22 protein-coding genes are annotated in these 26,072 nt (G+C 62.1%); 5 read left to right on the forward strand and 17 right to left on the reverse strand.

Features of this window, described 5'->3' with window-relative positions:
* Positions 1 to 77: 77 nt before the first annotated feature.
* Complete coding sequence (locus AC1UK9_RS28215; protein ID WP_025112615.1) at positions 78 to 596, reverse strand: DUF3617 domain-containing protein; 519 nt, start codon at positions 594 to 596, stop codon at positions 78 to 80.
* A gap of 132 nt (positions 597 to 728) precedes the next feature.
* Between AC1UK9_RS28215 and cls the strand changes: the two genes are divergently transcribed.
* Positions 729 to 2,168, forward strand: a complete 1,440-nt coding sequence (gene cls, locus AC1UK9_RS28220) for a cardiolipin synthase (RefSeq protein WP_473013994.1) — start codon at positions 729 to 731, stop codon at positions 2,166 to 2,168.
* A 43-nt stretch (positions 2,169 to 2,211) separates the two neighbouring features.
* On the opposite strand, the gene cfaB is transcribed toward cls, so the two are convergent.
* From cfaB to hflK (AC1UK9_RS28260), 8 genes are all read right to left on the reverse strand, one after another.
* The gene (gene cfaB / locus AC1UK9_RS28225; RefSeq protein ID WP_482578887.1) at positions 2,212 to 3,399 is read right to left on the reverse strand and encodes a C17 cyclopropane fatty acid synthase CfaB; all 1,188 of its coding nucleotides are present in this window, start codon (positions 3,397 to 3,399) and stop codon (positions 2,212 to 2,214) included.
* Between the two features lie 84 nt (positions 3,400 to 3,483).
* Positions 3,484 to 4,272, reverse strand: coding sequence for an HvfC/BufC family peptide modification chaperone (locus AC1UK9_RS28230; RefSeq protein ID WP_473013996.1), 789 nt, complete (start codon positions 4,270 to 4,272; stop codon positions 3,484 to 3,486).
* Positions 4,263 to 5,108, reverse strand: a complete 846-nt coding sequence (gene bufB, locus AC1UK9_RS28235; protein WP_482578888.1) for an MNIO family bufferin maturase — start codon at positions 5,106 to 5,108, stop codon at positions 4,263 to 4,265. The genes AC1UK9_RS28230 and bufB overlap by 10 nt, the downstream gene beginning before the upstream one ends.
* Before the next feature lie 64 nt (positions 5,109 to 5,172).
* A complete protein-coding gene (gene bufA2 / locus AC1UK9_RS28240; RefSeq protein WP_025112611.1) occupies positions 5,173 to 5,424 on the reverse strand; it encodes a BufA2 family periplasmic bufferin-type metallophore in 252 nt (83 codons plus the stop codon).
* Positions 5,425 to 5,533: 109 nt separating this feature from the next.
* Positions 5,534 to 7,441, reverse strand: coding sequence for a heavy metal translocating P-type ATPase (locus tag AC1UK9_RS28245; protein ID WP_025112610.1), 1,908 nt, complete (start codon positions 7,439 to 7,441; stop codon positions 5,534 to 5,536).
* Positions 7,438 to 8,499 (reverse strand): protease modulator HflK, encoded by a 1,062-nt coding sequence (hflK, locus tag AC1UK9_RS28250; protein WP_482578889.1) that lies wholly within the window; start codon positions 8,497 to 8,499, stop codon positions 7,438 to 7,440. The genes AC1UK9_RS28245 and hflK (AC1UK9_RS28250) overlap by 4 nt, the downstream gene beginning before the upstream one ends.
* The gene (hflC, locus tag AC1UK9_RS28255) at positions 8,496 to 9,542 is read right to left on the reverse strand and encodes a protease modulator HflC (protein WP_473014000.1); all 1,047 of its coding nucleotides are present in this window, start codon (positions 9,540 to 9,542) and stop codon (positions 8,496 to 8,498) included. The genes hflK (AC1UK9_RS28250) and hflC overlap by 4 nt, the downstream gene beginning before the upstream one ends.
* A complete protein-coding gene (gene hflK / locus AC1UK9_RS28260; RefSeq protein WP_482580532.1) occupies positions 9,539 to 11,515 on the reverse strand; it encodes a protease modulator HflK in 1,977 nt (658 codons plus the stop codon). Before hflK (AC1UK9_RS28260) ends, hflC begins: the two co-directional genes overlap by 4 nt.
* A 211-nt stretch (positions 11,516 to 11,726) precedes the next feature.
* Here hflK (AC1UK9_RS28260) and lpdA point away from each other — a divergent pair, with 211 nt between their 5' ends.
* Positions 11,727 to 13,127, forward strand: coding sequence for a dihydrolipoyl dehydrogenase (lpdA, locus tag AC1UK9_RS28265; RefSeq protein ID WP_482578890.1), 1,401 nt, complete (start codon positions 11,727 to 11,729; stop codon positions 13,125 to 13,127).
* 103 nt (positions 13,128 to 13,230) lie between these two features.
* Here the strand turns inward: lpdA and AC1UK9_RS28270 are convergent, their stop codons facing one another.
* Positions 13,231 to 13,704 carry an Lrp/AsnC family transcriptional regulator gene (locus tag AC1UK9_RS28270; RefSeq protein ID WP_025112605.1) on the reverse strand — a complete coding sequence of 158 codons (474 nt, stop codon included), beginning with the start codon at positions 13,702 to 13,704 and terminating at the stop codon, positions 13,231 to 13,233.
* Positions 13,705 to 13,848: 144 nt separating this feature from the next.
* On the opposite strand from AC1UK9_RS28270, the gene AC1UK9_RS28275 reads away from it, so the two are divergent.
* Positions 13,849 to 14,478: a LysE family translocator gene (locus AC1UK9_RS28275; RefSeq protein WP_482578891.1), complete on the forward strand. Its 630-nt coding sequence runs from the start codon at positions 13,849 to 13,851 to the stop codon at positions 14,476 to 14,478.
* Here the strand turns inward: AC1UK9_RS28275 and AC1UK9_RS28280 are convergent.
* The 7 genes from AC1UK9_RS28280 to AC1UK9_RS28310 form a co-directional block, all read right to left on the reverse strand.
* Positions 14,475 to 16,607, reverse strand: a complete 2,133-nt coding sequence (locus AC1UK9_RS28280) for a hypothetical protein (protein WP_482578892.1) — start codon at positions 16,605 to 16,607, stop codon at positions 14,475 to 14,477. The genes AC1UK9_RS28275 and AC1UK9_RS28280 overlap by 4 nt on opposite strands.
* Positions 16,594 to 17,784, reverse strand: a complete 1,191-nt coding sequence (locus tag AC1UK9_RS28285) for a DUF3142 domain-containing protein (protein WP_482578893.1) — start codon at positions 17,782 to 17,784, stop codon at positions 16,594 to 16,596. The genes AC1UK9_RS28280 and AC1UK9_RS28285 overlap by 14 nt, the downstream gene beginning before the upstream one ends.
* A 149-nt stretch (positions 17,785 to 17,933) precedes the next feature.
* The gene (locus AC1UK9_RS28290) at positions 17,934 to 18,761 is read right to left on the reverse strand and encodes a class I SAM-dependent methyltransferase (RefSeq protein WP_025112601.1); all 828 of its coding nucleotides are present in this window, start codon (positions 18,759 to 18,761) and stop codon (positions 17,934 to 17,936) included.
* Positions 18,755 to 19,909, reverse strand: coding sequence for an acyltransferase family protein (locus AC1UK9_RS28295; RefSeq protein ID WP_482578894.1), 1,155 nt, complete (start codon positions 19,907 to 19,909; stop codon positions 18,755 to 18,757). Before AC1UK9_RS28295 ends, AC1UK9_RS28290 begins: the two co-directional genes overlap by 7 nt.
* Positions 19,906 to 20,832, reverse strand: a complete 927-nt coding sequence (locus AC1UK9_RS28300; protein WP_482578895.1) for a class I SAM-dependent methyltransferase — start codon at positions 20,830 to 20,832, stop codon at positions 19,906 to 19,908. The genes AC1UK9_RS28295 and AC1UK9_RS28300 overlap by 4 nt, the downstream gene beginning before the upstream one ends.
* A complete protein-coding gene (locus AC1UK9_RS28305; protein WP_473014008.1) occupies positions 20,829 to 22,133 on the reverse strand; it encodes a glycosyltransferase in 1,305 nt (434 codons plus the stop codon). Before AC1UK9_RS28305 ends, AC1UK9_RS28300 begins: the two co-directional genes overlap by 4 nt.
* Positions 22,127 to 23,761, reverse strand: a complete 1,635-nt coding sequence (locus AC1UK9_RS28310) for a glycosyltransferase (RefSeq protein WP_482578896.1) — start codon at positions 23,759 to 23,761, stop codon at positions 22,127 to 22,129. The genes AC1UK9_RS28305 and AC1UK9_RS28310 overlap by 7 nt, the downstream gene beginning before the upstream one ends.
* 429 nt (positions 23,762 to 24,190) lie before the next feature.
* On the opposite strand from AC1UK9_RS28310, the gene AC1UK9_RS28315 reads away from it, so the two are divergent.
* Both AC1UK9_RS28315 and gmd read left to right on the forward strand, forming a co-directional pair.
* A complete protein-coding gene (locus AC1UK9_RS28315) occupies positions 24,191 to 25,105 on the forward strand; it encodes a GDP-mannose 4,6-dehydratase (RefSeq protein WP_025112596.1) in 915 nt (304 codons plus the stop codon).
* Entirely contained in the window at positions 25,102 to 26,070 is a 969-nt protein-coding gene (gmd, locus tag AC1UK9_RS28320; RefSeq protein WP_025112595.1) for a GDP-mannose 4,6-dehydratase, read from the forward strand. The genes AC1UK9_RS28315 and gmd overlap by 4 nt, the downstream gene beginning before the upstream one ends.
* Positions 26,071 to 26,072: the final 2 nt, after the last annotated feature.

Here is a 26,072-nt window from a genome sequence, read left to right on the forward strand (position 1 = left end):
CAAACGCTTTCGCGAGCAGGCTCGCCCCCACAGGGAAATGCATTCCAACTGTGGGAGCGGGCTTGCTCGCGAAGCTTTTACGTTCTTGGCTTAACAGTGCCGCAATCCTGACCCAACCACACCGCGCGGGTTTCCAGGCTGCCCTTCTGGTTAATGCCGATGGCATTGAACGTGCCGTTGGCCACGGTGGTGAACTCCCGATCACTGAGGAACGTGGCGACGCCAGTCCCCTGCGCTTTCGGGCAACTGAAACGGAATTTCCATTGGTTGCCGGTGCGCTCGGTGATCTGCTGTTTACAGCCCGACTGCGGATCGGCCAGCGGGATATCGTTGGTCGCGACCTGCTGCGGCGTGAGGCACGCACGGATGCCCTTGCCGCCAATATTGATCCCGTTCTTCTCCAGCGCTGCCCGTTGTTGCGGGGTCATCTGACCTTGAAGCTGGCCGAGGATCGATTGCACATCCATTGGCTGGTCATCGACCTTGACGTTGCTCGAGGTCATCTCCCACAGCCCCGGCTGCAGCATCTGCGCCTGCGCCACCAACGGCATTGCCAAACCCAGGCCCAGCGCCAAACCCAGCAGACGAACGTTCATCGAAAAAACTCCTGATCAGTAGTGGCCGTTAGACGTCGGCCGATGGCTTCGGTTCATGGGCCAATTAAATAGCGACAATCGCGCTGGAACATGGTCTGTTACGCATTGAATCTTCAGGAGCAAGGCTGCCCCATGGATTATTTTGGACCGCACATTTTCGGTTATCTGATCGCCCTGATACACAGCCTCGGCTTGATCGCCGCCATCCACGCGGTGCTGACCGTTCGCACCGCCCAAGGCTCGATCGCCTGGGCATTGTCGCTTATTTTCATACCCTACCTGACGCTCATCCCCTATCTGGTGTTCGGCCGTAGCACCTTCGACGGTTACATCAAGGCGCGGCGCCAGGCCAACGAACAGATGCGTCAGGCAATTTCCGAGTTGAACTGGCGACCGTGGGTGGAAGAAGCCCTCACCGCCCGCGCCTCGAATGCCTACGCCTCCCTGCGCGCCATGCCCAAGTTGGGGCGCATGCCGTGTCTGGCGAACAACGAAGTGCAACTGTTGGTGAATGGCCACGCGACCTTTTCGGCGATTTTCCAGGCGATCGATCAAGCGCGTGAAGCCGTACTGATTCAGTTCTTCATCATCCATGACGACCGTCTTGGTCAAAGCCTGCGCGACCTGTTGCTGAAAAAAGCCGCCGAAGGCGTGGCGATTCATCTGCTCTACGACCGGATCGGCAGTCACGCCTTGCCCCACAGTTACGTGCAGGCGTTGCGCGATGGTGGTGTCGAGGTCAAAGCCTTTGCCACGCGCAGCGGCTGGCTCAATCGCTTTCAGGTGAATTTCCGCAACCACCGCAAAATCGTCGTGGTCGATGGCGTGCTCGGCTTTGTCGGCGGGCATAACGTCGGTGATGAATACCTGGGCGAGAAGCCGCCACTGGCGCCATGGCGCGATACCCATGTCCAGGTCCGTGGCCCGGTGGTGGCCTGCATGCAGGAGTCGTTTGCCGAGGACTGGTTCTGGGCCGCGCGCACGTTGCCGCCACTGATCCTGCCGGATGTCTACCCGGAGGACGGCGTGCTCTGCCAGTTGCTCGCGAGCGGTCCGGCCGACGCCTACGAAACCTGTTCGCTGTTCTTCGTCGAAGCAATCCATGCAGCGACGGAACGGGTGTGGATCACCAGCCCGTATTTCATTCCCGATGAGGCGGTATTCGCCGCATTGCGCCTGGCAGTACTGCGCGGCGTCGACGTGCGCCTGCTGCTGCCTTCGCGCCCGGATCACCGCATCGTCTACGCCGCGTCCAGCCTCTACGCGTTCGAAGCGGTGCGCGCCGGCGTGCGGGTATTCCGCTACGAACCCGGATTCCTGCATCAGAAAGTGGTGTTGATCGACAGCGAAATCAGCGCCATCGGCAGCGCCAATCTGGATAACCGTTCATTCCGGCTGAATTTTGAAGTGATGCTACTGACCGTCGACAGCGAGTTCGCCGCCAGCGTGGAACACATGCTCAACGAGGACTTCGACCAGGCTTACGAAATCGCCAAAGAAGAAAGCCGGGAGGTCCACCGCCTGCAACAGCTCGGCATGCGGATCGCCCGGCTTATCTCACCGATTCTCTGAGAGGCTCATCCCCTCTCGACGAGAGAGGGGGATGGTTCAGGCCTCAAGGGTGATAGATGTCGTCGCGGGTCCAGGGCAGTTCATGGCTGCCGTCCGGATGCGCCTTCACCGCGAGAATCTGGTGCAGATTGATCCAGCCACGTGCGAAAGCGTAGGCGCAACCGGCCAGATACAGGCGCCAGATGCGCAATGCCTGATCCGGCACCAGTTTCCCGGCGGCTTCGAGGTTGTCCTCCAGACGCTCGCTCCAGTGATCAAGCGTGCGCGCGTAATGCAGGCGCAGGCTTTCGACGTCGACAATCTCCAACCCGGCTTCGCTGATCTCGGCCGAAATCATCGACAGGTGCGGCAGCTCACCGTTGGGGAATACGTATTTTTCGATGAAGTCACCCGCACCGCGTCCCACCGGACGGCCATCAGTGTGCTTGGCGGTGATGCCGTGGTTCATCACCAGACCGCCCTCCTTCACCGCGCCGAACAGGACCTTGCAGTATTCGGCGAGGTTGGCATGGCCGACATGTTCGAACATACCGACGCTGACCACCTTGTCGAAGCGACCGTCCTGAGGCAGGTCGCGGTAGTCGAGCAGTTGCAGTTCGACCTGGTCTTCCAGGCCCTCGGCCTTGACCCGCTCCCGGGCCAGTTCCAGCTGTTCCTTGCTCAGGGTGATGCCGAACACCTTGGCCCCGAATTCCCGCGCGGCATAACGCGCCAGGCCTCCCCAGCCACAACCGACATCCAGCAGATAGTCGCCCGGCTGCAAACGCAGCTTGCGACACAGGTGACGGAATTTGGCCTGTTGCGCCTGCTCCAGGGTTTCACTGCCGGTTTCGAAATAGGCGCAGGAATACGCCATGTCACTGTCCAGCCACAGCTGGTAGAACGCGTTGGACAAGTCGTAGTGATAGGAAATGGCTTTGGCGTCGGTTTCCTTGTCGTGCACTGCACGCACTGGCTGGGCACCGTCGTCTTCATCGAGCAAGGCGCTGCTCAATTCGTCGCAGACCCGGATGACCTCGCTGATCGAGCCCTCCAGTTCGAGCTTGCCTTCGACAAACGCCGCCCCCAGCGCGTCGAGGCTTGGATGCGTGAACTGGGTGACCATCTGCGGGTCCTTGACCACGATGGTGACGCTGGGCGCCGGCCCCAGATTGAACTCATGGCCGTCCCAGAGCCGCAGGCGAAGCGGAAGCTGCAGTTTCTGTAAGGCCGGTGGAAGTTGCGCGAGCATGGAAAATCCCCCTTGTTTCAGACGTCAGATCTGAGGGTAGACCATCCTTGAAAAATAGCAGGCTATCGATTTGATAAGCCGAGCCTATCGTTCCAGACGCTCCAGCAGGCCGTCATGCACCCACTGCTTTAACCAGGTCACGGCCTGAAGTGGTGCGCCCTCACCATAGATGACTGCTAACTCGGCGCACAGTTCGGCGAAATTCCAACCCTCGTTGAACAGGCCGTTCAGGGCATTGGCCTCGGCCGGTTCCAGACTGCGGTAATTGCACAGCAGATCATTGCGCCAGACCAGGCATACCTGCGGGTCTTGAAGTGCCGAGCTGTCGGGGAAATCCGTCGCTTCCTTGACCGAACGCCACACAGCCAGGCTGTTGAATCGCTGCTCAAGCCATTGCACCGAGGGCGTCGGCTTGAGCTGAAGTGCAGGCCATTCCTGGGCAGACAGCGCCGCCATCGCCTCAATCGTCAACGGCACACCGGGCAGCGCATCAAAAGCCAGCGTGAACGCCCACTCCAGCGCTGCCAGTTCACTCAACGGCGCGCTCTGCTCCGGCATCAGATACTCGCGGATAAACGCTTCAAAACCACGACCGAGCCAACGCAGACTGTAGTGCGTCGACGGGTATCGGCGGATGTACGCACTGGCGAGCCCATCGAACTCCTCATCCCCCATCCAGTGATGGATAGCCGGGAAGTCGTTACGCAGCACTTCCAGTAAACGCGCCTTGTAGGCGTTGTGATAGATCGCCAGCCCGGTGTCGACATCCAGCGTCGGGCCGCCGATCAGGCTGGTAGTCAAGGCCGGGGGCGACGTCGTCGCGTCCTCCAGCAGAAAGGCCTCAAATGCCAATTGCCATTCGTTCAGGCGCATGGCTGTCTCCCGGCCAAAACCCGATCACCCAGTTCACGGGCCTTGTGCAGTTCGTCGAGCAGTTCTTCAAGCGGCGGGAAATGATCATCACGCTCCAGCAGCGTCGCCACCGGGCCGAAGTGCTCCAGGGTGCGTTGATACAACGCCCAGACCGGATCGCTGACCGGATGATCGTGAGTGTCGATCACGTAGTCACCGTAATCGCTATGCCCGGCCAGATGCAGCTGGCGCACCTTGTCCTTGGGCAAACTCTGAATGAACGTCCACGGATCAAAGCCGTGATTGCGAGAGCTGACGTAGACGTTGTTGACGTCCAGCAGCAACTCGCAGCCGCTGACGCGACTCAGTGCCTGCAGAAATTCCCATTCGCTGAAGTCATCGGAGGCTGCGCGCACGTAACTGGAAACGTTCTCCAGCACCAACGGCCGCTGCAACACGTCCTGCACCTGCGTCACGCGCGCGGCGATGTACTCAAGGCTTTCTTCGGTGTACGGCAGCGGCAGCAAGTCATGCAACTGATGGGCATTGCCACGGCTCCAGCACAGGTGATCGGAGATCCACGCCGGTCTGACCCGGTCGGCCAAGTGCTTGAGCTGTTTGAGATAGTCCGGATCGAGGGCATGCGGCCCGCCGATGGACAGGGACACGCCATGCATCACCACGGGATAGCGTTCGGCAATGGCGTCGAGAAAGTACAAGGCTTTACCGCCCTGCACCATGAAGTTTTCCGAGACCACTTCAAACCAGTCCACGGCCGGCGACTGTTCGAGGATCTGCTGGTAATAGGCGCTGCGCAAACCCAGGCCATAGCCCAGGAAAGGAACGGAAGCTGACATGCCAGGACTCCTTTGCAAAGTGGCCGCAGCGGCATCACCCGCTGCGGCAGCACTCACAGGTGGCTTACTCGCCGACCTTGCCACCGGCTTTTTCGCAAGCCGACTGAGTCATCGCCTTGAAGCCCTGACCCTTGCAGGAACCCATGCCTTTGCACGCATGGTCCTTGGTCTTGCAGTCGTTCTGGCCTTTGCAGGCGTTCACACCGTAGCAGTGAACCTGGGCATCGGCTGCCATCGCATTGGTAGCAACACCGGCAAACATTGTGGCAGCGGCCAAAGCGAGGGCGGCACCAGCAGCAGCGGTCTTGATAGTCATTTTTTAATCCTCGGTAAGCGTCAGGGGTGTCGGCTGGAAGGTTGTTCAGTCCCGACATAGCACTAGAGAGGGCTGCCCCGACGGCGTTACAGAGGTACAAAAAATAATTTCAACGATCGTCCTTGAGCTTGAGCAGCGGCTCCTGAAACCGCAGCAAACGCCCGGCATTGCCCAGCACCAGCAGCGTGCTGAGGTTATGCAGCAACGCAGCGATCATCGCCCCCGCCGCGCCGAGCCAGCCGAAGGCTGCGAATACCACGATCGCCAAGGTCCAGCCCAGACCGATGATGACGTTGACCTGCAAGGTCCGGCGGCATTGGCGACTGAGCCGCACACAAGTGCCGAGGCGGCGCAGGTCGCTGCCGATCAAGACGATGTCCGCCGAAGCCAGCGCAATGTCGGCACCGCCGGCGCCCATTGCGACCCCCACCACCCCGGCCTTGAGTGCCAGCGAATCATTGATGCCGTCACCCACCACCATCGGCCGGAAACCGTTGTCGATTTCCTTGAGCACGCGGTTGAGTTTGTCCTCGGGCAGCGCCTGCGCTTGTACCTCCTGCAGGCCCACTTCGCGAGCCAGGTTCTGCGCAACACTCTGGCGGTCGCCGGTCAGCAGCAACTGGCGCCCCAGACCCAGTTCGCGCAATTCGCCGAGGGCAAAACGCGCTTCCGGTTTGACGCTGTCCGCCAGCAATAACCAGGCGACAAACTCACCGTTCAAGGCCAAGCCGGCAATCGGCCCGTCATGTTCGGGAACAGGCGTGGTGACAATGCCCAGTTGTGCGAACAACTCGGGCCGCCCCAACGCCGCCTCGCCTTGGGCAGTCATGGCAACCACGCCGAGGCCCTGACGCTCATGAATATCGGTCAATGGCAGGCTCTGCTCCTGACTGACCAGCCCGGCCAGCGCACGACTGACCGGGTGGCTGCTGGCCGCGCCGAGACTGGCGGCCAGTGCCATCACCGAGGCCTGATCCAGTCGCGGGCTGCTGATCGATTGCAAACGCAAGGTGCCGTAAGTCAGGGTGCCGGTCTTGTCGACCACCAGCGAGGTCAGGTCCGCCAGCTCTTCGAGGAAGGCCGAACTGCGGATCAGAATGCCGTGGCGCGCCGCCACCGCGACGCCGGCAATCGCCGTGGCCGGTGCCGACAACACCAGCGCGCAAGGACAGGCGGCGACCAATACCGCGAGCATCGCTTGCGCATCGTTGGTCACGAACCAGGTCACCGCCGCCAGCAGCAACACCAGCACCATGTAGCTGCCGGCATACCGCTCGAGCAGACGGGTGATCGGTGGCTTCGAGCGCTCGGCGTTTTGCATCAGCGCAATGACCTTGCCCAGCGTCGATTGGTCGCCGGTGCGGGTCACTTCAATGCGCAGCAAGCCGTCGAGGTTGATCGCCCCGCCGAATACCGTCATGCCCACTGCCGTTTCAACCGGGACCGACTCGCCGGTGATCGACGCCGTGTCGAGGCTGGCCTGGCCGAACAGCACCCGCCCATCCGCCGGCACCCGATCACCGGCGCGCACCTCTACGGTGTCGCCGGGTTTGAGCGTGCCGTTATCCACTTCGATGATCGAGCCGTCCGCTTGAATCTTGCGTGCGTGGCTGCGGGTCAACTGACCGAGGGCGTGAATCGCTTCCTGCGAACCTATCACGCTGCGCTCCTCCAGCACGTGGCCGAAGATCATGATGATCGGCAGCAACGCGGCGGTCAGCAGGTCGCCGGTCGCCCACGCACCGAGCATGGCCAGTGCAATCAGTTGATCAGTGATGCCGTGCAGGCTCGGATAACGCAGGCTGTACCACGCCGAACGCATCACCGGCACCGCCACCAATAAAGAAGCAAAACCCAGCAGCAACTGACTGACACCGGTTTGCTCCGGCACCAGCCAGCGCCAGATCAGACCAAGGCCAAGCAAGCCCAGGGCGAGCATGGCCAGGGTCAATTGCCGTGCGGCGCGGCGCTGTTCGGCCGAGGACAACAGGCTCGGTGCGGCAGTGGTCGCAGTCATTTACTGGCTCCCTGAATGATCAGGCGGGAATCGTCTTTCGGATCGACCGTAGTCACGGAACCGGCCTGGCCGAGAATTTTTGGCATACGTTCGCGGTACAACCGCAGGAGCATCTGCGGATCGGTGCCCTGCTGTTGCGCCTTGGCCAGGCTCATTACCGTGGCGGTGTCGGCGGAGGCTTTCGCCAACCGTTCGCCGGCCTGCGCGTGAGCCACTTGCAGGGTGCGGTCGGCTTGTTCGTTGGCGGTCTGGGTAAGTTTTTCCGCCTCGGTGCGTGCGTTGGCGACCGCTTTGTCGGCTTGCTGGCTAGCAGTCAACACAGCATTGAAGGCGCTGACAGCCGGGTCTGGGAGACTCGACTGAACGTCGACTCGCGCCACTTCGATACCGATACCCTGCCCGTTCGCCTTGAGTTCTGCCAGGCGCTTGTTGATGCCTTGCACCAGATCACCGCGCAAACGTTCGCGGCGCTCAGCCGCCTGATTGTCGGCGCCGATCAACTCTGGCCGGGCTACCAGAATCGTGTCCAGATCACGAGCGGCGGTCAAAGCCACCGCACTGCGCGTGACCAGCCGATCCAATGCCGGCAGCACATGATCACCTTGCAATACGAAGTCATACGGATCGGTGACCTTGTAAAACACCCGCACATCCAGTTGCACGACACCAGCGTCGCCGGTCAGCAAATAACCGGAACCGGCCAGCGCATCGCTCAGCGGAGTGGCAAATGTCGCAACGCGATCAGCCTTGATCGCCTCACTGCTGCGCAGCAGGTTTTCTACTCGGCGCTCAATCACCCGATCCGCTGCAGGCAGCAACACCACCTGTTCGAAGGGCTGTGGCCAGGCCAGCAACAGGCCGGCATTCTGGATGCGATCCAGTGCACCAAAGTGCAAAACCACGGCGCGATTCTGCGGATCGATCTGCCGTACATTGGAAAACGCCCACGCCAACGCGGCCAGAACAGTGACCGCATACAAAGCGAAAAACGCCAGGCGTCCGGCCTGAATCCACGGACTGCTCAACGAATGTGTTCCACGTGGAACTTCATCACTCATGGCTGCGATCCGGATTTGTTATCAACAGTCGGCGGACCGTCTACCAACACGCGGAATGGCGCGGCGTCGGTGCGCAGGATCAGCTTGGTGTCCGGTGTAACGATGGTGCCGAGCGTGTCCAGCGAGCGCAGCAGGTTGTACAGCTGCGGCGACCCGGCGTAGGCGCGGCCATAGATCTGAGCCGCTTCGACCCGGGATTGCGCTTCGATTTCTGCGGCTTTCACCGTGGCATCCGCCTGCACAATTCGCGCATCGCGCTCGGCAGCCGAGCGAATTTGCGCAGCTTCACGCTTGCCAATGGCCGTGCGTTCGGTGGCAATGGTTTCACGCTCGGCGCGCATTCTATCGACCGTGGCCGTGAGCGTTACCGAAGGCAAGGTCAGCCGTTCGATGCCAACCTGCACCACGCGCACACCATAAGTCGCGAGCAGTTGTTGATCGATCTGCTTGCGCAATTGAGCTTCGAAGTCGGCGATGCGCACCTGACTGGCATCGGTGTTGACCAGGTTCGCCAGGTCGAAACTGCTCGCGGTGGTTTCCAGTGCCGAGCCGACGAACGTGCGAATCTGCCGCGCCGCCTCATCCGGCTGGTTTTGCACCGCCCGCATGAAACGCTGCACGTTATCCGGGTCGCCCTGCACCTGCCACGCCACGTAAGCCTGAACGATGATGCGCAAACCATCGCGGGTGCCGACATCCTGCAAACCGCTGGAGGTGGTGCGCAGGCGCAGATCCACCGGGATCGCGGCTTCGAACGGCGCCGGCCAGCGCCAGCTCAAACCGGGCTCAAGCAACACCCGCGACGGATTGCCGAAACGGGTGATGACCGTAGCCTCGCCCGAGCGCACTTGCACCAGGCTCGCCGCAGCGATGGCAAACGCCACCAATAACACCGCCCAGCCCATGCGCCGCCACGGGAACGGTCCCGCCTCTTCCGGCGCACCGTGATGATGGTGATGATGCCCATGATGATGGTGATGCCCGGCGTGGCCGTGATCATGGCCGCTGTGGTCATGCGAATCGTGAGTGTGCGACTGGCTCAATGGGCAACTCCTGGTTGAGCGGTGGTGCGCGCGGGCGTCGGGTCAGCCGGCAGCGTGAACGTACGCAGGTCGATGGTCGGCGCATTGCTGCTACCGCCTAAACGGTGGTCGAGCACCAGCAGCCTGGCCTTGCTCAGGCCTTGGCTGAGCTGACTGAAATATTGCTCCAGCACGAACGCCTGGCCGGCGCTGGCATAGGCTTGTTGTTCAGCCTTGAACTTCAGATCCGCCGCCTGCGCGGTGGCGCTGACTTCACGCGCACCGGCACTGGCCTGATCCCGCACAAGGCTGGCCTGCAACTGCGCCTGGTTACTGGCTTCAGCTGCAGCCCCGCGCTCACGGGAGATCAACGCCTGCGCGCCGATCTGCGCTGCCTGCACGCTGTGATAGGCATTGGCGGCACCGGCCGGTGGATGAATGGCTTCGACCACGGTGGCGAGAATCTCCACACCGCTGTCGAGCTTCTGCAGATCGCCCTGCACTGCGCGGCGGATTTCTTCGCCCAGCCCTACCCGGTCGGAACCGAGCAGACCGTCGAGGGTGCGCGAGGCAAAATCATGAACCAGAATCCGGCTGGCGGTGCTGCGAATCAGCGTCGGCACATCGGCATTGTTGTAGGTGGCGGCCAAGGCATCCTGATCCCGCAGGCCGATGCGATAGACGAAGCGCACGTCCATGTTGACGATCTGAAAGCTCTGCTGATCGCCTCGGCTGCTGGCAATCACTTGGGATTTATCGTTGACGTGACTGGCATCCCACAGGCGGTTGGCGGTCATCGGCGCCGGTCCTTCGGCGGGCTCGGCCTGGGTCGGTGCTTGCGCCGGTGCGGCGCTATCACCGACGCTGGTCGCCAACTCGTGCACCACACCATTCTCGACACTCAGCACACGGCCCAGCGGCCACGGCAAACCGACGTGCAAGCCGGGGCCGAACACTTGCACCGGTTTGCCGAAACGCTCGTAGATGCCGCGCCCTTGCAGCGGAATTTCGTGGATCCCGGTCAGCAACCAGCCGACTGCAGCGACCAGCGCCAGCACCGGGATAAAGGCGCGACGCATGTAGCTGAAAGCCCAGATCTGTCGCAGATCGATGCCGAAACGGTTGTGCAATTCGTGCTGCAAGGCGAGCAGCGGCTGAGGCGGCCAACGCAGCATGTCAGCGACAAAACTACGCGCCAGCAGGGTCGGTTCCAGCTGTTCGCGATACGGGCTGAATATCGACAGAATCGCGCGCAGTAGCAACTCGATCGCGACCATTCCCGGCAAGATCCCGATCAACACCGCGAGCCTGACGGGCCACACCGAAGCGTCGTTGGCAAACAACAGACACAAGGCGCCAAGCACCAGACTGATGATCGCCACCCGCGCCAATTGCGCAAGGGATCCGGCCTCCGGCCATTGCGCCGGAGGCTCCTGAGCCAGTTGGCGTTCCAGCACCAGCAAGCCGAAGCCCAGCAGCAACATCAGCACCGCGCCGACGGTGGCAGACACGCCGACCGCGCCGGCCGGCAAGGCAAGGTTCCACACTTGCTCGATGCTCAGCACCACCAACGCCGACCAACCGCCGAGCCACAACGTGGCCGCGCCGATTTGACCCAGCAGATGCAATCCGCGTTGACTCAGGCGCTCCAGCAGCCGTTCATACCAGCCGTCAGGCGTCGCGGGCTCAGCCTCCTCGGTCGGCGCCACCCGCGCCGGCGGGTTCATCACCCGTGCGCGCCACTGCGTCACCCACCAGGCCGACTGCAGCCCGGCGACCAGCACCAGCACTGCCGCACTCAGATTCACCAGCAATGCTGGCCATAACGATTGCGCGGCAAACAGCCCGACAAAAAACGCCAGTACCCACCCTGCCCCGGCCAACCCGCCGAGGCCAATGGCCAAGCGGCGCAAACGTCGCCCCTGCACGGCTGCTTGTTGAAAGCGCGGCAACCCGGTCACTTGCGCGCCATCGAGATCCAGATCGACTTGCATATCACCCCAAAGCCATTGATTCACCCGTCTTATCGTTACGATATAACGAAAAGCGTGAAATATTCGTACACAAATACGCTTATCTAAAGATGCGCAACCTGTCGCTTGCCTGAAGCCTTGACCGAAATGTCCGGAAACGCACATATTACGTTCGTAATTTTATCGACCCACTACTTTTAGCGATCCGCATCCGTCAACGAGGAGCAAGAGCATGAGTCACTACGACGTGGTAATTCTGGGCGGCGGCCCCGGTGGTTATAACGCGGCGATCCGCGCCGGCCAACTGGGCCTGAAAGCCGCGTGCGTGGAAGGCCGCGCCACCTTGGGCGGCACCTGCCTGAACGTCGGCTGCATGCCGTCCAAGGCCTTGCTCCACGCCTCGGAGCTATACGACGCGGCCATGGGTGCGGAATTCGCCAACCTCGGCATCGAGGTCAAACCCACGCTCAACCTCGCGCAGATGATGAAACAGAAAGACGAGAGCGTGAGCGGCCTGACCAAAGGCATCGAGTTTCTGTTTCGCAAGAACAAGGTCGACTGGATCAAGGGCTGGGGCCACATCGATGGCCCGGGCAAAGTCAGCGTGACCGATGGGCAAGGCAACAAGACCGGGCTGAACGCCAAGGACATCATCATCGCCACCGGCTCCGAACCCACGCCTCTGCCCGGCGTCGAGATCGACAACCAACGCATCCTTGACTCCACGGGCGCACTGTCCCTGAGTGAAGTACCCAAGCATCTGGTGGTGATTGGCGCCGGAGTGATCGGCCTCGAACTCGGCTCGGTATGGCGCCGTCTCGGTGCCCAGGTGACCGTGGTCGAATACCTCGACCGCATCTGCCCCGGCGTCGATGGCGAGGCCGGCAAGACCCTGCAGCGCTCGCTGAGCAAACAAGGCATCAGCTTCAAGTTGAGTTCGAAGGTCACCAGCGCCACGACCTCGGCCACCGGTGTGCAGCTCAGCGTCGAACCCGCCGCCGGTGGCAGTGCCGAGCTGCTGGAAGCCGACTACGTGCTGGTCGCGATCGGCCGGCGTCCATACACCCAGGGCCTGGGTCTGGAGAACGTGGGCCTGACCACCGACAAGCGCGGCATGCTCGCCAACCGCCAGCATCGCACCGAAGCGCCTGGCGTCTGGGTGATCGGCGACGTGACGTCCGGGCCGATGCTCGCGCACAAGGCCGAAGATGAGGCGATGGCCTGTGTGGAACAGATCGTCGGCAAGGCCGGCGAGGTCAATTACGAGTTGATTCCCAACGTCATCTACACCCGGCCGGAACTGGCCAGCGTCGGCAAGACCGAAGAGCAGCTCAAGGCCGAGGGCCGCGCCTATAAAGTCGGCAAGTTCCCGTTCACCGCCAACAGCCGGGCGAAGATCAACCACGAAACCGAAGGCTTCGCCAAAGTCCTCGCCGACCAACGCACGGACGAAATCCTCGGCGTGCACCTGGTCGGCCCGAGCGTCAGCGAAATGATCGGCGAATACTGCGTGGCCATGGAATTCAGCGCATCGGCCGAAGACATCGCGCTGACCTGCCACCCGCACCCGACACGTTCAGAAGCGTTGCGCCAAGCGGCGATGAATGTCGAGGGGATGGCGACGCAGATGTAGTCAGCAAAGCTATGGGTGACCGCTATCGCGAGCAGGCTCACTCCCACCTTTGATCACATTCGAATGTGGGAGCGAGCCTGCACGCGAAAGGAGCAGCTCGATCTCAATCCGGTAGATGCCCCAACGGCAATGCTCCCGGGGTCTTCACCGTGTGAATCGCAAAATTGCTGCGAATGTCACTGACCCCCGGCAGCTTCAGCAGGCAACCGCTGAGAAAGCGGTCGTACGCGCGCAGATCCGGCACCACCACCTGCAACAGAAAGTCCGATTCGCCCGACACCAGAAACGCCGAGATCACCTCCGGCAGCGCCGTGACCGCCGCATAAAAGGCCTCGGCCTGTTCGTCGTTGTGGCGCTCGACCTTGACCCCGACAAACACCGTCAGCCCCAGCCCCACCTCATCGCGATCCAGATTGGCCTGATAGCCGCGAATCACCCCGGCCTCTTCCAGCATCCGCACCCGGCGCAGGCACGGTGACGCCGACAACCCGATCTCGTCCGCCAGCTCGACGTTGCTCAGCCGTCCGTTGCGTTGCAGCGCGGCGAGAATCTTGCGATCAAAGGCGTCAAGTTTCATGGTTGGCAGATCCTGATGGTCGAGGCGCAAAAAGAAAGCAGGTTATGCCAATCCAATGAGTTTTTGAAGCTGACTACGCAAGCACCTGCCCCACCTTTCAGCCATAGACTGTGGTCACCGAATCGACAACGAAAGGGCTGCGACATGGCGAGTTTCTGGCTGTTTTTTCTGGCATTGACGGTGGTCTATCTGTTGCCCGGCCCGGACATGATCCTGTTGCTGCAAACCGGCGCGCGGCAGGGTCGCGGTGCGGCACTGGCGACCGCTGTTGGCCTGGGGATTGCCCGGGGCTGTCACGTGGCGTTGGCGGCGCTGGGCCTGGCAGCGCTGTTCAAGGCGGCGCCGTGGACGTTCGATGTGGTGCGTCTGGCCGGTGCGGCGTATTTGCTGTGGATCGGCATTCAGTGCCTGCGCAGCACATTGTTGCCAAACCTCAATGCCGACCCTGACTCCGACGCTCACGGACAATGGCGCGAAGCGATTCGTCGCGGCTTGCTGACCAATCTGCTCAACCCCAAGGCCTTGCTGTTCTGCTCGGTGCTGTTGCCGCAGTTCATCGTCAATGACGGCGCACCGGTGCTGAGCCAATTTGCCACCCTCGGCGTGTTGCTGGTGGGCGTCGGGCTGCTGTTCGACAGCGCCTATGCCCTGACCGGTGCCGCGCTGGGCCGTTGGCTGCAACACAGTCCAACCGCCCAGCGCGTCCAGCAATGGTTATTCGGCAGCCTGTTGATCGGCTTCGCCGTGCGTCTGACGTTTATCCAGCAGGCCTAGGGCTTGCGCGCCTTGCGGCGGCGGCTGAACAACGCCAACGCGCCAGCACTGATCAGCACCAGGACGCCGACCACCGGCCACTTGTACGGGCGCAACGTATTGCGCACGGCATCAGTGACCTGAGTCACGTAACGCTTGTCGGCGTTGTCGAAATCCGGATACGGGCATTGATTGCCGAAGTCCACCGCCCAAGGCACGTACGGGCCTTCATTGACGTAGCGTCGATACAGCGCGCTCTGCTCTTGCAGACTGCTGTTGAAACCGGCGGCATTGCACAACACCGCCGCAAACGCCTGACTGGTGTGCGGCAAATTGTCGGCAGCTCGGCCGGCCAGTGCGGTGGCGACAAAGCGGTAGTGATAACGTTCATCCGGCTGCGCCTGACTGGCCTTCTGGCGCTGCACTTCGGCTTCGGCCACCAATGGCCCGACTTTCAGCTCGGTGTTTTCCAGGCTGTAGTTGCCGCCAAGCGTGGCGTAGTCCGGCGCCATCTCATAGCCGAGGATATCCATGCCCCATTCGCGCGCCGTCCACGCCGCGTTGTACAAGGCGCTGGCGCGTTTGGTCGGCCACCAGGCGGCATCGGCCTTCAGGCGTTGCTCACCGTACAGGCGGGCCTTGTGCTGCAGATCGGGATTGTCGAAATAACCGACCGCCTCCTCGTAATGCCCCTCGCGCAGCAAGCGCCGTCCCAGCAGGTTACGCAGGCTGGCAGCGACCGGCAGCGGCACGTAGTTGTCGCGCTGCTGCTGGGTCAGCGCCGCAGGCGCCGGCACGTTGTCATCGACATATTGTTTGAGCTCGTCGACCGTCAGTACGCGCTCGGCCACCGTCGCGGCGTCGAACCAGTAGATGCTGTTGCTGCGATACAACTGCACGAACGCTTGCAGGTATTCGCCGCGCTGCAACGCGAGGATCGCGCTCTCGCCCTCGACCCGGCATTTGGGCTGCAGGGTTTCGAAGTCCCAGTCCGGGGTGCGTCGGTAGCCCCAGTCCTCGTTCTGCGGGAAGGCCTGCGCGGCTTTGGCATAGGCAGCAGCGGCCGCATTTTTGTCGCCGTCACGCACCGCCAGTTTGGCCCGCAGCCACCACGCCAGCCCACCGTCACCGGCGTTCTCGAGGAAGGCCTTGGCACTGGCGTAATCGCCCTGTTGGTAATTCATCGCCGCCAGTCGATCAGCGTTTTCCAGGCTGCCACGGGTGCTGTTCTGCAACAGTTTGATGAGTTTCTTTTCGTTCGGCGGTTGCTCGTCGAATGACCAGCCCATGCGGCTGATCAACGAGGCAGTGACCAGTTGCTGCACGGCCTTGCGCTCCAGCAGCTTGGCCAGTTCCGGCTCAGGCAGTTCGGCCAGCTCATTCATCAGTTGTTTCAGCGAGGTATTGCCCACCGCCGAGCCGTGCAGGTTCTGCGCTTCATACAGTTCGATGGCGCCATCCCAGTCGCCGGCGGTTCGCAGCACCCGCGCCTCTTCACCGAGGCTGGCCACCCCGAGCTCCAGCGGATCGCTGAAGCCGTCGATGCTCATCTGTCGGGTCTGGCGGAAGGCATCGCGCGCGTCCTCCAGCGCCTCGACGGCATCGCCGGCCTCGGCACTCATGGCAAACCAGGTTCGGCCCAGCGAATACGCCGCCCAGGTGCTGCGCAGCGGACGCTGATCGGCCGGCAGTGCCAGCACCTTGTTGAAGTACTCGACGGCCAATGGATGATCGCCCGTGGCAAACGCCACTGCGCCGGCCACGTACAGGCGGATTTCCGGCGGCAGACTGGCGCCCTGAGCCTCGACCTGACGTGCATCGGTCAGACCGCGCAATTGCTTGACCAAGGCTTGTTGCTCGGCACTCAGACCGACCTGCTCGGCTTTTTCGCGAACGGCAGCCGGTTCGTTCTCGTCACCGTACATATCGTTGGGATTGTGCGTCGCTGCGGTGACGTTCTTCAGCCCGGCAATGGTTTTACCGAGGCGGCTGATCTCGAAGTTGAAGTTGCCCTCCGGCAGCTCGGCCAGGGTTTGCCCGCGATTGTCGAGCAGGCGCATCGGGAAGTCCGGGCCGCAGGCCAGCGCCGAACCCAGCGGCAGGCTGAGGCTCAGGCAGAGCAGATGGCGGGGCCAGTTACGGGTCAACATGCGAACCTCCTTGATCAATAAATGCACAGCGCGCCCAACCGATGGCGCGTTGTCCGCCCGCCGGCAATCGGCCGTCACGCAGGCGGGTGAAGGTAAGCAGATCCGCGCTTTGTTGCAACGAGTAACCGGCGAGCGCGTCGGCGCCTTCACAGCCACGTGCCTTGACTCGCAACTGCGCAGGCCAGGCTGCGTCGAGATTGCCCGGGTTGGCGAGGTGGATGTCATAGAGGCCGTCGTGCTCACTGAATGTCAGGCCGAGCCGGCTGCTCAACGCATCGCCGCTGGCCACGGCGCGCAACGTGGTCAGGCTCCAGGCCCGGCGGTCATTGGCCAATGGCAGGCGAAACCAGATCAGCCCGGCCAGATGCGCTGGCGGATCCTCGCGCAGGGACTTGGCGAGCGTGCTCAGTTGCAACGGATCGGCGAGCAGTTCCCGGCGCTGCCCATCGCGCTCGAGCGGTACTTCGCTCTCCACCACCGGGGCACCGCCAGCATCCGGCAGCAGCGCCACGCCATAGGCTGGCAGCGCCAGATAGAAAGGCTTGTCGGTGATCTTCCCCCAGTCACTGGCCCAGCGTCGCGCCTGCTCGGGGTCGAACAATCCGCGTCGCGGATCACTGACGGCATGCACCTGCAGCACGCTGCTGTCGACCGTGGCCAGCAAGGCAGGCAACTGTGAACTGCCGAGCCACGCCGGCAGCGCGGTGATGCTCAGCGGCAACGACGCGGGCAATGCCGAACGCAAATGCGTCAGGAACTCGATGTATTCGGCCAGGCGCGCGTTGCCCGCATCATGGTCAATCTCGACGCCACTCACGGTCAGCCCTTGCGCTTGCCAGTCGGCGACAACCTGAAGAATCTGCGCCGTGACCTGCTGCTGATCGAGCGCCTTGAGCTGGCCGTCGAGGCGAATCACCGCAATCAATGGCCGGCCATCGTGCTTGAGCAACGGCGCATCGATACGCGCCCGATGCCAGCCGTCATTGGGGAACGCCTGCAAGGCCAGCACGCGCAATGTCGAAAAGCTCTCGCGGCTGTCGCGCAGCGCGGCGTCATGCGCCGACGTCCATTGACGTTGCCAGACATAGAGTTGCTGATCGAGGGCGGGGGCGTCATGCCGCTCGCAAGCAGCGAGCAACCCCATTGCCGCGATCAAAATCGAAAAGCCGAACCGCATGAAAGGCCTATTCCCTACTGATACAAACAGTCAGGGTACACAAATCCCTGTAGGAGTGAGCCTGCTCGCGATAGCGCAGTAACGTTCGACATCGATGTTGCCTGATACGCCGCTATCGCGAGCAGGCTCACTCCTACAGGGAAAGCGACTTATGGCTTGCGGGCAATGATCACCTGACTTTTTGCCACCACCGCATCCAGCGCCTGCTTGATCTGCGCGCCACGGGGCGAATCGAGCACCGCTTGCCAGGTGTCGGCCCAGTGATTGAGCAACGGGTGATCCGGGTTGCTGAAATCGACCTTGGCTTCCCAGAACAGCAGCATCCACATCGACCAGTAAAAGCCGTACTGGCTGTGGCTGATGATCTCAAGGCCGGCTTCGCTGACCATCGCCTTGAACTGTTCTTCGCTGATGATGCGAATGTGGTTGGGCTTCTGGAAATACTCCGGCGCCGCGATGTCTTTCTGCAAGTCTTCGGAACTGGGGTGCGGCACGCTCAGCAGGTACAGCGCACCCGACTGGCCGACCCGCACCAGTTCGGCAAGGAACTGCGCCGGGTCGTCGACGTGCTCGATGACTTCGGTGGACACCACGCGGGTGGCGGTACCGTCGGCAATCGGCAACGGGTTGCAGTCGGTGACGTGGCATTCGACGCTGCGCGCCGGGGTATCGCTCAGGCGTTGACGGGTGGCCTCGACCTTGGTCGCGTCGATGTCGGCAATGATGATTTTCGCTCCACGCATGCCGCAGAAATGCACGTTGCCACCGTCGCCACAGCCGACATCGAGCAAGGTGTCATCGGCGGTCACCGGGAAGCCCTTGAACAGCTCGTTGGTCTCCTGGTTGAACCAGCCGCTGAGCTTGGCATCGTAGAGGCCGAGCATGTACGGATCGACCTTGTCCGCCACCGGCGCGACAGGTTGCGCGGGGGCCGGTGCAGGCGTCGCCGCCGTGAGTTTTTTCAATAGGCTCAGCATGAGGTGGCTCCGGAGGTTGAAACGGCAGGTCGGGACGTATCAAGGCGCCGCACCAAAGCGGCACCGCGATTGCGCATCAGCATTTCGATGAATCGGTAGTTCAGCTCGCTGAGCAGCACGATCAGACCCAAGGCAATCAGCACAGTCAGAATCGGGTGCCCGGCAGGGCTCGGCAAACCCGCAGTCTGCAAGCGGAATATCAATTCACGCACCAGCAGATAGGCCGGAATGTGGATCAGGTAAATGCCGTAAGAACGACTGCCGATCCACGCCATCAGCCGTTGCACACGGCCAGCCGGCAGCAGGTAATCGCGGTTGTACGAGGCAATCCACACCAGCAGCGCGCCGAGCACGGCAATCGAGCCGATGCGGTAAGGCGCGAAAGTGAAACGGTCGGTGGCCATGTAGCTCATCAGCAGCGCCACGCCAATCAACACTGACAGGCCGGCCCACGGACGCCGCAGAAACGTCGGTTGCCAGCGCCGGTAAGAAGGTTGCGCGCTCCACATCGCCAGCAGCACGCCCAGCGCCAGCGCGTCAGTGCGCACCACCATCAGCAACGGCGTGCGCAGGGTCAACAGTTGCACCGCGACCAGCGCCAGCAAGGCCCAGACCAAATGCTTGCGGCACAGCACAATCACCAGTGGGAACAGCAGGTAAAACTGCTCCTCCAGGGCCAGGCTCCAGTAGACGAAACTGCTGCCGTACTCGTATTGAAAGAAGCTGTCGGCAAAGCGCAAATTGGCGTACTGCAACACTCCCGCCAGCGTCGCCTGCAGGTTGGCGTGCAGGCTGCCAAAGGCACCGGAGCGGTTGAGAAACACGCACGCCAGCAGGATCAGCGCCAGCCATAGCCAGGCCGAGGGCAACAGGCGAAACACCCGACGCAGCCAGAAATTACGCGTCTGTTGCCAATATTCCTGACGCGTCGTGCAGGCGCGCAGCGCGGGGATCAGGCTGCGGGCGATAACAAATCCGGAGATGGCGAAGAACAGATCGACGCCCCACCACGGTTGCGCCCAGGCGTGGATGTTTTCCAGCAATGGCACCGTGTCGGTGAACAGGCTGCCCTGCAGGTGATGGAACAACACGCCGAGGACGGCAATGGCGCGCAGCACCTCGATGTCCATGATCCGCTTGGCGCTCATGCCTGGCTCCCGGTGCGGGTTTCGTCCGCCAGCGGTTTGCGGGCGATGATCACCTGGCTCTTGGGCATGAAACGGTCGAGCATTTGCTTGATGGCCAGGCCATCCGGCTGCGCCAGCAGGTCTTGCCAGGTACGCGACCAACTCTCCATCAACGGCGGGTACGGGGCCTGAATCCGGTCGCGCACGGCGCCACCGAGGTCACGGCCGGCGGCGCGCTCACTGGCCCAGAAGAAGATCATGCCCATCACCCAGAAGAACCCGCTGGCCTGCCGATGCTCGATCACCAGCCCGGCGTTCTCCACCAGTTCGGCAAAGCGCTGCTCGGTGAAAATCTGCACGTGGTTCGGCGTCTGGTAATAACCGGCGGGGGCAATGCCTTGTTGCAGGTGCTCGCCGACCGGCGCCGGGACACTCAGCAGATACTGCGCGCCGGGACGCCCCATGCGCACCAGTTCGGCCATGAACGGTTCCGGTTGATCGATGTGCTCAAGCACTTCCATGCACACCACCTTGCTCGCACAACCGGCGGCCAGCGGCAACGGCAGGCTGTTGCTGACCAGGCCCAGATTCGTCTTGTTGCTCTGCGCCTCAACCTGCCGGGCCAGATCGCGGACCTTGTCATGTTCGCTGTCGGTGAAAATCACCGAGGCGCCCTGTCGCACGGCGAACAGCGTCGCCACGCCCTCGCCGCAACCGACGTCGAGCAAGGTATCGTCAGCCGTGATGGCGAAGCCCTTGAGCAACTCGCCACTGTCGTGCGAGAACCAGCCATCGAGAATCGCGTCATGCAACCCCACGTCCCGTGGCGAGGCCTGGCCGATCGGCTGAGGCTGAGGCTCAGGTGCAGGTGCAGGTGCAGGTGCAGGTGCAGGTGCAACAGGCAACGGTGCCGGGCGCAAGCGTGCAAGCAGGCGCCGGATCATGCGCCCGAGGCTTCCACGGACAACGGCTTGATGGCCTCTGCGTGCTGGGCAAAAAATGTGCGCAAGCGGTCCTCTGCACTTGCCTGGCTGCAGAAGCGCTGCAGGTTGTGTACGGCATGCTCGGACATCCGCGCATAACGCTCGACATCGTTTTTGGCCACCTCGTAACTGGCGCGATACGCCGCGCACAACGAGTCCCAATCAGTCATGTAGCGCAAGGTGCGGTAGGCCGCACGCGGGTCATGGGGCCAGGCCGTGAGCTCGTCGGTGGAGTCGACAATGAAGGCGTTGTCGCTGTCGACATAGTCGGCCATCGCCGTGTTCAGCGGCGCAATCGCCGGTTTGCCACAGGACATGAACTCCATCAGCGGCAAGCACTGCCCTTCGCCATAGGAACTGTTGACCACGTAACTGGTGGCCTGCACCAGTGCTTCATAATCGGCGTCCGCCAGATACCCATGGATCAGCACGATCCGGCACTGGTAGGACTGGTTCTTGTACAGGTGATGCAGCATGTCACTCAGGGCATTGGCGATGTCATGGTGCGTGAGTTTCAGCACCAGGGTGGCATCGGCGACGTCACGGAACGTGGTGCAGAACGCGCTGATCATGTCCTGCCAGTTCTTGCGCCCGTCGTAAGGGTTGAACACCGAGGTGTAGACCACGCCGTCCAGTTGCAACTGGCAGTCCTGCGGCGGCTCGGCGAACGACAGCGGCGTGCCTTCGCACAATCCCGGCGGACCGTAAGCGCGCAGGTCTACCGTGCGGCTGTCGAGCAACAGGCCGCGCAGCTTCAACTGCACCGCCTCGACCACCGGCTGCTTGCGTAACTGCGCACCGCGCGCGGCGAAGCGGTCCCACACCGGTGCAGCAATCGCACAGATCGGGTAGTCCGCGCCCATCACGTCGCATACAGCGTTCACCGTGAAACTCGAATGGGTAATCGCCATGCCGCAGGCGTTCAACACCACGCGCCAGTCATGACGGGGCTCGCCGTGCCAACTCTCGGTGGGAATAGTGCTGAACTCCCAGGCAAACACCGGAATGGTCGGGCAGGCGTAATGAATCGGCGTGCGATGCGGCGGCGAGAACGACAGGAACACGCACGCCTCACCGCGACTCAGGCAATCGAAGTACAACCGGTCGACCAGTTCGTCCGGGTTGCTCACTTCAATCACTTGCCCCAGACGCTCGAGCACCGGGCGGAACTCCTTGAGCACAAAGTAGTAGCTGTACTCGGGACGCCCGAGGTTCTGCTGGATATTGCTCTTGTTGGTTTCCGAATGAATGATGATCAGCATGATGCAGTCCCCGCCTCGGCGATCAGCTGTGGGGTTGTTGCACTCGGCGTCAGCTGAAAAAATTGCGCCAGACGCTGCTGCACCGGGGCAAAACTGCAGTATTCGCGCATGCGCTCGTTCGCGGCCTGGGCCATCGCCTGATAGGCCGCCGGATCATGCCTGGCCATGGCGTAGCTGTCCTCGTAGGCCGTTTTCAACGACCCCCAATCCGGACGATGGCGCAGGGTGCGATAGAGGATCTGCACGTCATCCGGCCAGATCGTCGGCTCACGACTGGACTTGACGATGAAGCCGACACGCTCGTCGATGTAGTCGTGCATCGCCGTATGGTCTGGCGCAATCACCGGGCGGCCGCAGGACATGAACTCCATCAGCGGCAGGCACAAGCCCTCACAGCGGGACGCGTTGACATAGAAACTGGCGGCACCGTAAAGCCTGGCGAACTCCTCGTCCTGCAAGTAACCATGCATGACCACCACCCGGCAGGCGAACGGTGAAAGCTGCGACAACAGGGTGATCAAGTGCACGTAATAGGTCGTCAGATCGTTCTGCGTCATCTTCAGCACCAGCGTGGCATCTTCGACGTCGCGCATGGCCCAGCAGAAAGCAGTGATCAGGTGATGCCAGTTCTTGCGCCCGTCTTCGGGGTTGAAGACGCTCACAAACACCACGCCGCTGACCTCGGTCTGCACCGTGGCGCTGGTATCCGGCAGGCTGGCCTGCGGATGCTCGGCCACCGCGGGCACAGGCACTTCACTGCCGCCAGGATCCGGCGGCAAGGGTTCGGCGGCAGGTGCGCGCAAGCGGAACAACTGACGGCGCAGGGCGATCGGCAGCAGATCGCGAACGGCTTCGCGATACCACAGCAGCAGATTGTGCTTGAGCAGAAATAACGGTTGGTGTTCGTTGGAAGTCGCCGTTGCCCGCCAGCCTTCGCGCAAGTAGTGCTTGGTGATGAACGCACGACGGCGCAGGGTCAGTTCCGGTGGCGGCGCAGGCTCGGACGGCGCAGCGACGTCGCCCGGCTCGCCGGGTTCCGATGCCGGCTCATTGGGCGTCGGTGCAATCAGCCCGTCGGCGGACAGGCCGAGAGTGCGGCTGTCGATAATGCAGCCCTTGATCTGCAACAGGGCTCCCGGGTTCACCGGCACAGCCGGGTATTGCTGGCGCACAGCGGCGAAGCCTTCCCACAACGGCGTCGGCAACACCAGCACAGGAAAGTCCTCGCCCATGGTCCGGCGAATGGCTTGTGCCGTGTGGCTGGACAACGTGATCGCCCGACCATGGCGCGCGAGGATCCGGCTCCAGTCATGGTGGACGTGTTCTTCGCGAGGGTCGACCGGGATCGAGTCGTACTCCCACGCGATCACGCAGACCACCGGACATTGCAGGTCGGTCGGGGTTTTGTGCGGAGGGGCAAACGAAAGAAAGAGGCTGTCCTGACCGGTCAGTTGCAACTGCCGATACAACGGGTCGACTTCGGCGGCCGACGACACCACGTGCACCTGCCCAAGGCTTTCCAGCACAGGACGGTAGGCCTTGAGCACGAAGTAATAGCTATATTCCGGACGGCCCAGACTCTGGCTGATGGAGCGGTCGTTGACGTCCGAGTAAAGAATGAAATTCATGGCATCCCACGGTGAAACCACCATCCCGGCAGCTTCACGCTATGACGGCCAAGCGCTGGATCGAGTCGGGATCACCGCTGCTCGTCCTTCGTCATGGAGCTCGTCTTCGTTCTTGTTTTAGTGGCTGGTTTCACCTTGTTGCGCAATGTCCCCCGGCTAACCTGAGGAGATGGCGACGAGGGCCATTCTAAACACATCCTTCGCAAATCCGGGAACCGCCGGACGAGAATAAATCAGGCTACGCTGACGAGAACTGACCGGTCACGGTTTGCCCTGTTGAAATTGCTGCGCATTTGGCACAGATTGGTAACAAACAACTACAACAATGACTTCGCCTGTCGTCTTGTCGGTCTTTTTCATCCGGCCTGACAGACTTCTCCTTAAAGCCTGTGGGAAAGTGGCGAAAGTTAAAGACCAAGGGGTCGCTGTTTGAAAAAGCGCTTGTTCGTCACGGGACTGAGTGGATTCGTGGGACAACATCTCCAGTCGCGTCTGGCGCAGCCTGATTCGACTTGGGAACTGCTGCCTGCCGCCGCACCCTACGATCTCACGGCATCGCAAAGCCTCGTCGACCTGTGGCCGCAATTGCCCGACGCGGTGATTCACCTGGCCGGCCAGACCTTCGTTCCCGAAGCCTTTCGCGATCCGGCCCGCACGCTCGAAATCAATCTGCTCGGTACCCTCAATCTGCTGCAAGCCCTCAAGGCACGCGGTTTTCAGGGGACCTTCCTGTATGTCAGCTCCGGCGATGTCTATGGACAAGTCGACGAACGCGCCCTGCCCATCACCGAACTCCAACCGCCCTGCCCGCGCAATCCGTACGCGGTGAGCAAGCTTTCCGCGGAGTTTCTCAGCCTGCAATGGGGCCTGAGCGAAGGCTTGCCGGTGCTGGTGGCGCGACCGTTCAACCACATCGGCAGCGGGCAGAAAGACAACTTTGTCATCGCCAGTGCTGCGCGCCAGATCAACCGCATCAAACAAGGCCTGCAAGCCCCGCAACTGGAGGTCGGCGACATTGACGTCACGCGGGACTTCCTCGATGTCGGCGATGTGATCTCGGCGTATTTCGCTCTGCTGGAGAAAGGCACGCCAGGGCAGGTCTACAACATCTGCTCGGGCCACGAGCACAGTATCCGTAGTTTGATCGAGCAAATGGGCGACCTCGCCGAGGTCGACCTGCAACTGGTCCAGGATCCGGCGCGCATGCGCCGTGCAGATCAGCGTCGCGTTTACGGCAGTCACGCAAGGCTGGCCCAGACCACGGGATGGACGCCTGAAATCACAACACAACAATCCCTGCGGGCGATCCTGTCCGACTGGGAGCAGCGAGTACGACAAGAATGAAAAGTGCACTGATCACTGGGATCACCGGCCAGGACGGCGCCTATCTGGCCCGACTGCTGCTCGACAAGGGTTACAAGGTTCACGGTCTGGTCGCACGGCGCAGCAGCGATTCGCGCTGGCGCCTGCGCGAGATGGGCGTCGAAGCCGACATCGTCTATCTGGACGGGGACATGGCCGACGCCTGCTCGGTGCAGCGTGCGGTCATCCAGTCGGCGCCGGACGAGGTCTATAACCTTGCCGCGCAAAGCTTTGTCGCCGCGTCCTGGAATCAACCGGTGACCACGGGCATCGTCGATGGCCTGGGCGTGACCCACCTGCTCGAAGCGATCCGCCAGTTCAGTCCGCACACCCGTTTCTATCAGGCGTCCACCAGCGAAATGTTCGGCCTGATCCAGGCTGAACAGCAAGACGAGAACACCCCGTTCTATCCACGCAGCCCCTACGGCGTGGCCAAACTCTATGGTCACTGGATCACCGTCAACTACCGCGAAAGTTTCGACCTGCATGCCAGCAGCGGCATCCTCTTCAACCACGAATCACCGCTGCGCGGCATCGAGTTCGTCACCCGCAAGGTCACCGACGCCGCCGCCCGCATCAAGCAGGGCAAGCAGCAGGAACTGGCCTTGGGCAACATCGACGCCAAGCGCGACTGGGGTTTTGCCGGTGACTACGTCGAAGCCATGTGGCTGATGCTGCAACAGGACAAGCCTGACGATTTCGTGGTCGCCACCGGCGTCACTACCACCGTGCGCGAGATGTGCCGCATCGCCTTCGATCACGTCGGTCTGAACTACCGCGACTACGTGAAGATCGACCCGGCGTTCTTCCGCCCGGCCGAAGTCGAAGTGTTGCTCGGCAATCCGGCGAAGGCGCAGCGCGTACTGGGCTGGAAACCGAAAACCGACCTCGACACCCTGATCCGCATGATGATGGATGCGGACATGAAACGCGTCGCCAAGGAGTAGGC

The organism is Pseudomonas sp. AK-TSAG1-1 (genome assembly GCF_056821665.1).